We start from the raw sequence: 11,788 nt of genomic DNA on the forward strand, positions 1-11,788 counted from the left end.
CTGTCAGCCGCACGCAAGAGAGGGGTACCGTGGCGCACTGATTCTGTCGGCGTCTGTCGTTCAACGGCCTTGTCTTGACGTGGGCAGGTCGTCGGACTCGTCCTGTACGACAAAGTGTCTTGCGGCAGAGATCAGCACTACGAAAGTCGCAACCCATGCCATGCGCGCGCCATAGCGATCATGCGGACCCGAGATCACACCGCAAATGAACGCGTTGCCGAGCAGTGCGAATGTTACAGTCCCTGCAAGCAAAGTAAGATCATCCAACGAGCGCCGCCAAAGCCCGCGACCGAACAGAAACACGGTCAGCAACATCGACGCCAGTGCGACCGGCACGTGAAGACAGTTGATCGCGGTGAAGTCGAGCTCGGAATGCTGCTGGCGCGCGGCGCGCATAGGCGTTACTTGCGCCGGGATGTAACGCTCGATGATCCCATAGGTGTGGGGAATCCAGACATCGGAGCCCTCGCCGGTTGCGACGAGAGTAAGTTGCTGCGCGGTCGCAGCCAGTGCGGCCTCGGCTTGCAAGGTCGGATATTCCGCGAGCGAGTGCAACACGATGAAGCCCATCTCGTCGTTCAGGCCCTTGAAGCGGCCTAGCGTGTTGAACATGCTGTTGCCCCAAAGGAACTGATCGGCGGTCGCGGGCAGCTGATCGCGATAGGGACAGAGTTTCAACTGCTCGCGTGGACAATGGTCCCTGAGGTAGCGCGCGACGATACCGTCCTGCATGATGCGGCCGAACGCAACACCGAAGCCACCGGGAGTCCAAGCCAATTGTCCCGACAAGGCGAAGTTTGCTGCGAGCAGCATCGCCGCGCCGGCAACGAGGGTCAGGCTGCCCTGAATCAAACTGATGATTGGGATTTGACCGCGTAGCAGCAGACGTACACTCCACCCGACCACGCATAGCCCTAGTAGCACCCCGAGCGTTGCGCTGTGAGTTGCTGCGGCGAAGGCCGTGAATACAAATAGGCAGCACTTTTCGACGGTAGAAATCCTGTCATTGTGTAACACTAGGACGAACAGCCCGAGCACCGACAGACCGGCAAAAATGTCAGTCAGAAGCATGCTGGCGATCCAAGGCAGCGCGGTCGTCAGGATCAGCACGAGGCCGATCGCCATCAGCCGTAGCGGCTGGCTCATGCCGAGAACTCGCAGCGTCAGTTGCAGGATCCACAGTGACGCCAGGGCCTGGGTTCCGAGGTTGATCCAGAAGCTCGAATGCTCACCAAAATGCAGGTACAGGCCGAACACCGTTGAGCGGCTCGGCACGAGGTAACCTTCGTACCACCTTGCCAGATAGCCACCGGTATCCCACTGAAGCAGCGGATAGCCATTCCAAAGAGCCGGCGCGAGCAACATCAAGGGAATGGCTACCGCGGCGATCCACATCGACCGTGAGGCGGCGATGCGCCCACGTAAAACCTGCGTATTGATGGCCTACCCCTGCCCTGTTTTGGGGAACATGCCCGGAACTATTCTTGGAATCAAGACGCTGACAGACGGCTACTGAACGTTCTGAATCCAATTTGCTCGAAAATCCGACGAGGGCCAATGCATCGTGGTGCGATGCAATAGGTCATAGTGCGATATATCTGGGCGATATTGCTAATCTTCTAGGCGCTGCGCACCTTCCGTTTCGAGGGCGAGACGCGAAACTGTCCCGCTTTGGGGTCGATTGTTCGCTGTTTCATACGCTGGCATGTGCGTTGCATCAGCTCTCTTCAAGACGAGTAGGCTGTTGGCGCCGTCGCGACTTTGAGAACAGAGAGGGTATTGATGTCGTATCTAACGCCATCGGAATTCGTCACCAAGATGGTGGACGCGGGTGAATCTAAAATCTTCATGTCCACCCGTGACACGCTGATCCGCGCCTACATGGCGGGCGCGATCCTCGCCTTGGCGGCATGGCTCGCCGTCACGATCAACGTGAACACGGGCCAGCCGTTGGCCGGAGCGCTACTGTTTCCTGTCGGATTTTCCATGCTGTATCTGCTGGGCTTTGACCTACTGACCGGCGTATTCGTGCTTGCTCCGCTCGCGTTGATCGACAAACGGCCGGGTGTGACGCCGGGTGGCGTTTTGAGAAACTGGGGTCTAGTCTTTGTCGGAAACTTTGCCGGGGCGCTCACGGTAGCCTTCATGATGGCATTTGTGACAACGTTCGGCTTCACGCAGGATCCCGATAAGGCATGACGATCGGAAATGTTGGCGAGGCTCGAACGCTCGGCTACGCGGCACACGGCGCGGCCGGCATGGCAACATTGTTCATCCGCGGGATGCTGTGCAACTGGATGGTCTCCACCGGCGTCGTCGGGGCCATGATTTCAACGTCGGTCCCGGGCAAGGTCATTGCGATGTGGATGCCGATCTTCTTGTTCTTTTACATGGTGTTTGAGCATTCCGTCGTGAACATGTTCCTGTTTCCGTCGGGGCTGATGCTCCACGCGAAATGTTCCATCATGGACTACTTCGTCTGGAACGAAATTCCGACGGTTCTTGGCAACTTGGTGGGCGGCCTCGCGTTCACGGGGCTTACCCTGTACGCCACGCACGTCAGGACGGCACCGAAGCGCAGCGAGACCGAACTGGCAATGCGGCGTGCCGCAGCTTGATCGCGATCGCGGAGATATCGCAGCGGGGCATGGTCGTCCGGTAACAATCCGAATGTCTGGATCGGTTGACTGGCGGTGACGTAGGTTTCGGATAGCAAGATGCACTATTGGATGCCGCTGATGTGAATCGGCGCCGTAATCCACAGCGGATCAGGTCGCATGAAGCGAACTCGGCGAGCGGTGCTACTGTTACCCATAGTTCTCGGCGCGGTTTTTTGGTTGACAACATCGCGTGCGCAGACCGTTGCTCGAGTGGGGGTCGTCGTATCCGATATGACTGAAGCTGAAGGCCATGTTCTCGGTCTGCCGGATCGTGGGGTCTTTGTCGTCGATGTCAGGAGCGATAGCTCGGCGGCCCGGGCAGGTATTCTTGCCAGGGATGTGATTTTCGAACTCGATGGTGGTCCTATCAATGGGGTCGACGATGTTATGTGCCGAGTAGCCCGAAAGCAGCCTGGCGACTCCATTCGGTTCCAAATCCTTCGAAGCCTGAAACCTCTGGCGATCACGGTCAACCTTGGCACATGGCCCAACGAGCTTTCGTCATTTCGAAGTATGTCTATTGGATGCGGGGTTGTGGATGCGCAGCCAGGCGCGATGGTCGTCCCGAACAGTGCGGCTACTTGACTTTGATGACTCGGAAGGCAAGCTGAGCATAACTCAGTCTAGGATTTGGCGCGGTTGCGTTTTCTGGTCTCGGTAAGGCGCTCGTAGGACAAGGGCCGTTGTCAGATTGGCTCGGTCACGCGGCAAGCCGACGAGTCGTCAGCCTTTTCCAATTGAAGCCAGCGCCCCTCGGCGAGAAGGAAAGAATTCGGCAAGCAGCCTGATCCAGGCTGCGATCTGATCGAGGCGCCCACTGCGTCCCGAACGCAGTGAACATCTTCTAAGTTATTGATCTTTCTCCATGCGGCGACTGCATTGGTCGCGTTCTGTTCACGGTCGTTTCACTTAATTCGTTGCGATTTCGTTGCGGCGTCCCTAGACGAGAACGAGACCTGATCGTTGGACACGCAGGCTGAGACCAGCCCTGGTCGCAGGCTACGTGGCGTTTTTCCAAATGCCTACTTTCCGAATGCAGCCGAAGTGGAGCGCAACGTCTGGGAGTTCCGCACGACCGTATGCCTTGAGCGAACCCCAGAATGGCGGAATCAAAGCCTGCTTGATTATCCAGTGTACCGTCCAACCTGTTGCTCGAACGTCTCGGTGCGCGCACATGGATTGCCCGGACATCATGCTCAGCTGGGGCATCCTCTCCGGATTGATGGCATGTCTGCCCTGGCTCAGCTCAGCAATGAGAACACTTTCTATGTCCTGCGCGTGCTGCTCGGTGCCGCGGAGGCCGGCTTCTTCCCGGGCTTCATCTTTTATCTCACGCTTCGGTTCCCAGCAGAGTATCGGGCCAGGATCGTCGGATATTTCATGGCCGCGATTCCACTCTCGACCGTTATCGGCGCGCCGATCTCAGGACCGTTGCTCTATCTGCATGGAGGCTTCGGCCTGGCGGGGTGGCAGTGGCTTTTCCTCATCGAAGCGATACCGGCAGTTGTCCTGGCCGTCGTCTTGTTCTTTTATCTGACGGACCGCCCCGAAGAGGCAGATTGGTTGGCGCGCGACGAGCGGGAATGGCTCAGCCACAGGCTGTCGATCGAGCGCCGCAACCGCGAAGCTGTACACGGTCTCCGAGGTTCTGTTCGATCGGCGCGTGATCAGCCTAAGTCTGGTCTATTTCGAGCGGTCGCGATCAATTACGGCCTCAGCTTCTTTCTTCCTCAGATCGCAAAGGCATTCGGACTCAACACCTTCCTGACCACCCTCGTGTCTGCGGCGCCCTACTTGTCGGCGTGATAGGTATGGTCTGGTGGGGCCGGCGTTCGGATTGGGCCGCGGAGCGACGCTATCATGCAGCATTGCCGCTGCTGGTGGCATCCGCAGCTCTCGTTTCGGCTGCACTCGTAGATGATCCGAGCCTGAAGATGCTTGCGTTCTGTATCGCAGGATTCGGCATCTTCGCTTGCCTGCCGGTTTTCTGGACATTGCCAACCGCTTTTTTTGTCGGGCGCCGCGGCCGCCGCTGGCATCGCGGTGATCAATTCAATCGGCAATCTCCCGGGATTCGCCGGCCCCTTCGCAATGGGTTGGCTCAGAGATCATACCGGCAGCTATAGAGACGGTCTGCTGCTCCTCGCGGGGCTTGGCATCATTGCGATGGGACTCGCACTCGGAATTGGTCATAACGACGCGCTTGAGCGCTCTGCATCGGCTTCGGAATGAATGCGGAATCGGCCAGCCATCTTTGCGCAGGCAGGAAGGATGATGGCGCTGGCGCTCGCCAGCACAATGGCTGCCGCCGCGCTCTTTCAGCCGGTGCTGACGGGGCAACCACGCCAAATCAAGCCCCATGCGGAGGCGCCTCAAGTGCGTGAGGCTGCCGAGTAGAACAGACACCGGCGGGTTCATTGCTGGGCCGGCTGGGAGATGTCCGTGATGGTCAGCTTGGCCATGCGGGTTCGTCCAGCACGTTCAACGGTCAGCTCAACTTGTTTGCCGATCCCCTCCTCATCGAGGATCGAAGTCAATTCCTCCATGCTGTGGACTGGCTTGCCGTTCACTTCGGTGATGATATCCCCGATCACTCCGTCCTCACTCGCGCCTTCAATTCCGGCTTGCGCGGCAGGAGAGCCGGGTAACGTTCGCAGGATGATCACTCCGTCAATTCCGAGGCTCGTTGCCTGGTCCTGCTTGGCAGCCACGATACCGACGCCCGGCAGCGGGACGTGACCATTGCGGATCAACTCGGCCGCAACGCGGTTGACGATGTCGACGGGAATGGCGAAGCCGATTCCAGCCGAAGCGCCCGAGCCGGAGAGGATGGCACTGTTCACGCCGATCAGCCGTCCGGCGCTGTCGAGCAGCGGGCCGCCGGAGTTGCCGGGATTGATGGGTGCGTCGGTCTGAATCATCCCCTTGACCTCGCGCGCGGTGACTGATGGCAGTTTTCGGCCAAGCGCACTCACGATCCCGGAGGTTAACGTCTGGTCAAGGCCATACGGATTGCCGATCGCAAACGTGCTCTGGCCTACTTGCAGATCAGCCGAACGCCCCACGGCAATGGGATGCAGCGCTGATCTTGGCCGCTCCAACTGAAGCACGGCGAGATCGTAGTTTGGAGCGGCGCCCACCACACGGGCGGCGACGAATTCGCCGGACGTCAGCCGAACTCCGATTTCGGCCGTGCCATTGATGACATGATGATTGGTGATCACATGTCCGGCGACGTCCCATACAATGCCCGAGCCCGACTGCACCGTGCTTTCCTGCTCGTCGGAAAACACGGACCTGCTGGGCGTGCCTCGAGCGAACACGTGCACCACAGATGGCGATACCTCCTTGAAGAGACGGACGGTCGCCTGCTCGGTTGCAGCGAGATCGGCGCGGGGTGTGACCGTGCGGGGAGCAGAGGCAGAAAACCAGAGCGCAGTTACGAACGGCTGCACCACCCATAGGGTTACCAGAAGCAACAACCAGACGATCGCCAAGCGGAGGAAACGAACGGGCACCCTGATGCCTCCTTGCCGGCATCTTAAATTCGGGGAACTCCAATCGTTCCTTGTAACTGTTCAGAGAAACGCGCCGGGCGAGCCTTGTGCGTCCGGGCTCGCTCGGCGGGCAGAGACGATGAGGCGGTGCAAGGCCCCTTGGCTCCGGGACACCAGGATCACCGTCTTCGCTGCGTCAGATCGGTGATTGATAGGAACACCTTCTTTGTCAGCGGCTTGTGGCTTCAAGGAGAACTGGACATGACCTATCCAAACGACAATCGACCTCTCGCCAACCAGAATCGACGCAACAATTGGGGAGGCTGGGCGGCTTTAGCGATCTGCGCCCTGGTGATCATTGTGGCCGGGTTCTACTATTCAGGCCGGCACAATACGACGGCATCGAACCAAAACACGTCGCCTGCAACGACGACGACCGGATCGACCACGGGCAATCCAGCAACGCCCCGAAAATAGAGCATCGTCGGTCATCCAAGGAGGCGGCTCCAGCTATCCGAGGCCGGACGAGTTCATCGCCGCCTCCTCCATGCTACCGCTCTGGAAGGTAAGGCGTCTCCGCCGGCGCCGGGAACCTTTCGGCAGTGAGACGGGTACCATCAATCCGAGAGTTCCGGCCATGCGCAGCATTCGTTGGCTCGCCGTCATTCCGTTTTTTGCCCTTATTTTCGGCCCGTTCTTTGTCAACCGGGCGACGCCGGTGATCCTTGGCCTGCCATTTCTGCTCGCCTGGATCGTGGCGTGGATCCTAATTACCTCCGTCCTCATGGCGGTGATCTACATCGCCGATCCCGCCAATGGCGAGGGCGAGACGTGAACGGCGCGCTGCCGTTCATCGCCGCTGCCGCCCTGCTGGCGCTGGCGCTCGGCCTGCTCGCCCGCCGGGGCAAGGACATGAGCCTCGAGCAGTGGACGGTCGGTGGGCGCGGTTTCGGCGCGATCTTCGTGTTCCTGCTGCTCGCGGGAGAGATCTACACCACATTTACCTTTCTCGGCGGCAGCGGTTTCGCTTACGGCAAGGGAGCCCCCGCCTATTACATTCTCTGCTACGGCACGCTCGCCTACGTACTGTCCTATTTCATGCTGCCGCCGATCTGGCGCTATGGGAAGGAGAACCGGCTGTACTCGCAGTCGGATTTCTTCGTACGCAAATACGACAGTCCGGCGCTCGGCGTCATCGTCGCACTCGTGGACATCGCGGCACTCATTCCTTACCTCGTCCTCCAGTTCAAGGGACTAGGCATCATCGTCGAGGTTGCCGGCTACGGTGCGATCTCGTCGACGCTCGCCATCTGGATCGGCGCCATTGTCGTCGCCGCCTACGTGATGATGTCCGGCGTCCACGGCTCGGCGTGGACCGCGGTCGCCAAGGACGCACTGATTCTCGGCGTCGTGATCTTTCTCGGCATCTACCTGCCTTTCCACTATTATGGCGGATTGGGGTCGATGTTCGCAGCAATCGAGCAGGCAAAGCCTGGATTCACGGTGCTGCCGCCCCACGGTGAGAGCCTGTGGTGGTTTTCCTCGACCGTGCTGCTCACAGCGCTGGGCTTTTACATGTGGCCCCATACGTTCGCATCGATCTACACCGCAAAGAGCGCCACTGTGATCCGCAAGAATGCGATCGTGCTGCCGCTCTATCAGCTCATTCTGCTGTTTGTGTTTTTCGTCGGCTTCGCGGCGACGCTGCAAATTCGCGGACTCTCTGGTTCAGACATCGACCTTGCCCTGTTCAAGCTTTCGGTAAAGACCTTCGACCCCTGGTTCGTCGGCGTGATAGGCGCCACCGGCGTGCTCACCGCATTGGTGCCGGGCTCGATGATCCTGATCACGGCCGCCACCCTGATCGCAAACAACCTTTACCGCGCCCTCAACCCCGCGGCCGATGACCGGCAGGTCTCGCGGTTGGCGAAGCTCCTGGTGCCGGTGGTCGCTTTGGTCGCGGTATTCTTTACTCTGAAGGGTGGAGAGACCATCGTGGCCCTGCTGCTGATGGGCTACAGCCTGGTTACGCAGCTTTTTCCCTCACTGGTGCTCAGTCTCGCCCGCCGCAACATCGCGACGCGAGAAGGCGCCGCGGCAGGTCTCATCGCTGGTGCTGCAACAGTGGCCGTTACGAGCCTGACCGGCGTCAATTTCCATGCAGTGTCATGGCTGCCGCCGCAAATCCAGGACCTCAATGTTGGCATTGTGGCCCTGGCGCTGAACTTCATCGTGCTGATCGCGGTCAGCTCGGCGACGCGGGTCACCGCAGCCCCGGCAAGGGCGGCCGCAGAATAGATGATCTGAAGGGAACCTTGGCAGGACGCTAACGCCTGGGGAGCGGGAACCAGAACCGGCCCGCGCGGGTTAGTTCCGCGGAGGAACACCAGAATGACCACGCGGAAGGGCCGAACACGGCCAGAGGAACCATCAAAGGCAGCGAAGTTGTTTGGCGACATGGCCAACCGGACCTCGTTGGCCGCGGGTCGAGCCTCGACATTCGCTCTTGCCGTTGCCGTGGTTGTCATCTGGGCGATCACCGGGCCGCTCTTCGGTTTCTCCGACACGTGGCAGCTTGTCATCAACACCGGAACCACCATCGTCACCTTCCTGATGGTGTTCTTGATCCAGAATTCGCAGAATCGAGACAGCGCGGCAATTCAGGTGAAGCTTGACGAATTGATCCGCACCGGCGCCGCTGGAAATTCCTTCGTCGGCATCGAGCATCTCACGGATGAGGAATTGGCCGAGCTGCGCGAGAAATGCGAAGCCAGGGCGCGCGCTGAAAAGGCGGGGGAAATATCCGTCCAAAAAGCCGGAAGCAAGGCGAGACGAGCCGCGGAGAGAGCTGTCTCTGAGTGACTGTTGTGGCTTGGTCGGCCAAGCTAGAGCGGCTTTACTCGCTGCGCGAAGAGCGCTGGTAGGCTGCGCCGTGCGCGCCACTCAGATTGTGCGCAGTGTTAATCACCGATAGATGCGAAAAGGCTTGCGGGAAATTGCCCAGCTGCCGTTTGGCAGATGGATCGTATTCCTCGGCCAGAAGGCCGATATCGTTGCGCAGCGAGAGCACGCGCTCGAACAGGCTGCGGGCCTCTTCCCACCTGCCCTGCAGGACGTAATTGTCCGCCAGCCAGCAAGTACAGGCAACAAACACACCCTCCCCGGCTGGCAAGCCGTCGGCTCCGTCACGCGTGTGATAGCGTTGCACCAACCCGTCGCGAACCAATCCGCGTTCGATGGCCGTTAGGGTACCTTGAACGCGGTCATCGGAAGACGGCAAGAAGCCCATAATCGGCATCAACAGCAAACTTGCATCGAGCGAAGTCGCGCCATACGACTGAACGAAACTGTTCTGCTGGCGATCAAACCCCTGGTCGCAAACCTGGTCGTGGATGGTCTGGCGAATCTCACGCCAATGGGAGACAGGACCCTCCAGTCCGAACTCGGCCGCGGAGCGCACGGCCCGATCAAAAGCGACCCACGCCATCACTTTCGAATGCGTGAATTGCCTGCGGCCAGCGCGTACTTCCCAGATCCCGTCGTCCGGCTGCTCCCAAACCGTTTCAAGATGCGCAATCAGCGCGCATTCGAGCGACCAACTGTCTTTGCTGTAGGGCAACCCCGCTATTCGCGCGACATAAAGCGCGTCGAGAACCTCACCGTAGACATCCAGCTGCAGCTGCCCGGCCGCCGCGTTGCCGATTCGGACCGGACCGGAGCCCTCGTATCCGGGAAGCCAGCCAACCTCGTATTCGTCCAACCGCCGTTCGCCGGCGACGCCGTACATGATCTGAAGATCCTTCGGGCTGCCGGCAACGGCGCGCAAAAGCCATTGTCGCCAAGCCGTGGCCTCTTCGACATATCCCGATATCCGACCATTCTCCGCCCGATTTGAAGCGCTGCGACCAGCCGTTCCAGAATGCGAGCGCCTGCGCCAACGCCTCATTCGCTGGCCGCGGCTCTGGGGCAGGGCGATATGACAGAGACCAGCCGAGCACAAAGCTGACCTCTTCGCCTGCGGCGATCTCGAAGTGGCCGATGGTACGAAAATCATGTCCACGCAAATCAACGTCGCTGGCCAAAGTCAGCCGGTCCGGCCCGGCGACGAATTCGCGGCGACCATCCTTCAAGCGTCGGACCCACGGCACAACCGAGCCATAGCCGAAGCGCACGACGAGTTCGGTGTGCATCGCGACGCGACCTCGCAAGCCGTGAACGATTCTGACCAGTTCGGACCCCCCTTCCCGCCACGCCATGCAGTCAACGACGCTGACGGCACCGCCATCGACTTCGAAGGTGGTTTCAAGCACCATTGTGTGGCCGCGATAGGCTCGGGTGACCCGGCCAGGCTCGGACGCGGGCGCAATGAGCCAACGGCCCTGTTCTGGATCGCCCAGCAAGGCTGCGAAGCAGGCTGCGCTATCGAAACGAGGAACCCCAAGCCAATCGCTCGAGCCGTCGCGGCCAACCAGGGCCGTCGTCTCGCAATTGCCGATAACACCATAGTCCTCGATGCGACCGGCCATCCGTGATCACCGATGCCGCCCTGCTCTCGGGCCGCGCCCGGAGGCGGCCGAGACTGTGCTTGCGATAAGCAGAGCGATCCCGCCGACCACAAATGGCGCCACCCGCGCCCACGTCCCGGGCGCCACAATCGCCCGGTCGCCAGCCTCATTGCCGAAGCGACCGCGCGTTCGATGTAGCGAATGGACTGGAGCCATCAGATTGTCCGGTCGATCCGGCTCGACGCTCTGACTAGTCTCCTGGCCGGCGAACGCCACCTTCGCCAGATACTGGTCGAGAAATGCGGGAAGCAGCATATTTCCGAGGATCACCTTGATGGTGCTCCATCCAATCCAGTATTCGCGCCTGGGACGTTGCACCGCCTGAAACACCGCCTGCGCAATCACGCCCGGCTCAACAACAGGCGCGACCGGCCGCGGCTGTCGCGGCATGTGCGTGCGTGCCCAGTCGAATTGCGGGGTGTTCACCGCGGGCAACTCCATCATGGTGAGACGAACGCTGTTGCGCTCGTGGATCAGTTCGGCGCGCAACGAATCCGTGAATCCACGTATTGCGTGCTTCGCGCCGCAATAAGCCGATTGCAGCGGAATGCCGCGGTAAGCCAGCGCAGATCCAATTTGCACGATATGCCCGCGGCCGGCCGGGCGCATGTGCCGGAGCGCTGCCATCGTGCCGTGCACGAAACCCAGATACGTCACCTCGGTCACGCGTCGAAATTCCTCCGGGGTGATTTACCAAACCGGCGAGAACACCGTCACCATCGCGTCATTGATCCAGACGTCGATCGCGCCAGATACTCTCGCCACCTCATCGGCCGCCCTGAATACCGCCTCGGCGTCCGATACATCGGCCGCCACCACCAGCGCACGGCCGCCGAGCCCGCTCGACCTCTTGCTTGACCTCCGCGAGAGCATCCGCGTCGCGTGCGATCAAGCCTATTCTCCAGTGCGCCCGGGCGAAGCGATGAACGATCGCGCGCCCAACCCCGGCGCTCGCGCCGGTGACGACGACAACAGGGGCGAACGGTTCATCGAGTTCGGTCATCAGATGTGCACCTTGCGCGAGGTTCGAACGCTGCCTCCCAACCTTGAGTCAACTCTCCACCAG

9 protein-coding genes and 3 pseudogenes are annotated in these 11,788 nt (G+C 60.3%); 7 read left to right on the plus strand and 5 right to left on the minus strand.

What is annotated here, in order from left to right:
* Positions 1-60: 60 nt before the first annotated feature.
* The gene (locus ABIB06_RS10350; protein ID WP_354069043.1) at positions 61-1,395 is read right to left on the minus strand and encodes a hypothetical protein; all 1,335 of its coding nucleotides are present in this window, start codon (positions 1,393-1,395) and stop codon (positions 61-63) included.
* 387 nt (positions 1,396-1,782) lie between these two features.
* On the opposite strand from ABIB06_RS10350, the pseudogene ABIB06_RS10355 reads away from it, so the two are divergent.
* From ABIB06_RS10355 to ABIB06_RS10365, 3 genes and pseudogenes are all read left to right on the plus strand, one after another.
* A pseudogene (locus ABIB06_RS10355) lies at positions 1,783-2,618 on the plus strand (formate/nitrite transporter family protein).
* A gap of 159 nt (positions 2,619-2,777) precedes the next feature.
* Positions 2,778-3,245, plus strand: coding sequence for a PDZ domain-containing protein (locus tag ABIB06_RS10360; RefSeq protein ID WP_354049491.1), 468 nt, complete (start codon positions 2,778-2,780; stop codon positions 3,243-3,245).
* Positions 3,246-3,887: 642 nt separating this feature from the next.
* Positions 3,888-4,466 (plus strand): MFS transporter, encoded by a 579-nt coding sequence (locus ABIB06_RS10365; RefSeq protein ID WP_354049492.1) that lies wholly within the window; start codon positions 3,888-3,890, stop codon positions 4,464-4,466.
* 608 nt (positions 4,467-5,074) lie between these two features.
* Here ABIB06_RS10365 and ABIB06_RS10370 read toward each other — a convergent pair.
* Positions 5,075-6,178 (minus strand): S1C family serine protease, encoded by a 1,104-nt coding sequence (locus ABIB06_RS10370; RefSeq protein WP_247443011.1) that lies wholly within the window; start codon positions 6,176-6,178, stop codon positions 5,075-5,077.
* 240 nt (positions 6,179-6,418) lie between these two features.
* Between ABIB06_RS10370 and ABIB06_RS10375 the strand changes: the two genes are divergently transcribed.
* From ABIB06_RS10375 to ABIB06_RS10390, 4 genes are all read left to right on the plus strand, one after another.
* Entirely contained in the window at positions 6,419-6,634 is a 216-nt protein-coding gene (locus ABIB06_RS10375; RefSeq protein ID WP_247443012.1) for a hypothetical protein, read from the plus strand.
* A 160-nt stretch (positions 6,635-6,794) separates the two neighbouring features.
* Positions 6,795-6,992, plus strand: a complete 198-nt coding sequence (locus tag ABIB06_RS10380; protein WP_247443023.1) for a DUF3311 domain-containing protein — start codon at positions 6,795-6,797, stop codon at positions 6,990-6,992.
* Positions 6,989-8,455 carry a sodium:solute symporter family protein gene (locus ABIB06_RS10385; protein WP_354049493.1) on the plus strand — a complete coding sequence of 489 codons (1,467 nt, stop codon included), beginning with the start codon at positions 6,989-6,991 and terminating at the stop codon, positions 8,453-8,455. Before ABIB06_RS10380 ends, ABIB06_RS10385 begins: the two co-directional genes overlap by 4 nt.
* 93 nt (positions 8,456-8,548) lie before the next feature.
* Positions 8,549-9,019: a low affinity iron permease family protein gene (locus ABIB06_RS10390; RefSeq protein WP_247443026.1), complete on the plus strand. Its 471-nt coding sequence runs from the start codon at positions 8,549-8,551 to the stop codon at positions 9,017-9,019.
* A 34-nt stretch (positions 9,020-9,053) separates the two neighbouring features.
* On the opposite strand, the gene ABIB06_RS10395 is transcribed toward ABIB06_RS10390, so the two are convergent.
* The 3 genes and pseudogenes from ABIB06_RS10395 to ABIB06_RS10405 form a co-directional block, all read right to left on the minus strand.
* Entirely contained in the window at positions 9,054-10,211 is a 1,158-nt protein-coding gene (locus tag ABIB06_RS10395; RefSeq protein ID WP_354049494.1) for a glycoside hydrolase family 15 protein, read from the minus strand.
* Between the two features lie 124 nt (positions 10,212-10,335).
* A pseudogene (locus ABIB06_RS10400) lies at positions 10,336-10,683 on the minus strand (trehalase-like domain-containing protein); the annotation flags it as partial.
* 6 nt (positions 10,684-10,689) lie between these two features.
* Positions 10,690-11,725: pseudogene (locus tag ABIB06_RS10405) on the minus strand (SDR family oxidoreductase).
* Positions 11,726-11,788 lie beyond the last annotated feature (63 nt).

The organism is Bradyrhizobium sp. LB8.2 (assembly GCF_040548035.1).
Classification (GTDB): domain Bacteria; phylum Pseudomonadota; class Alphaproteobacteria; order Rhizobiales; family Xanthobacteraceae; genus Bradyrhizobium.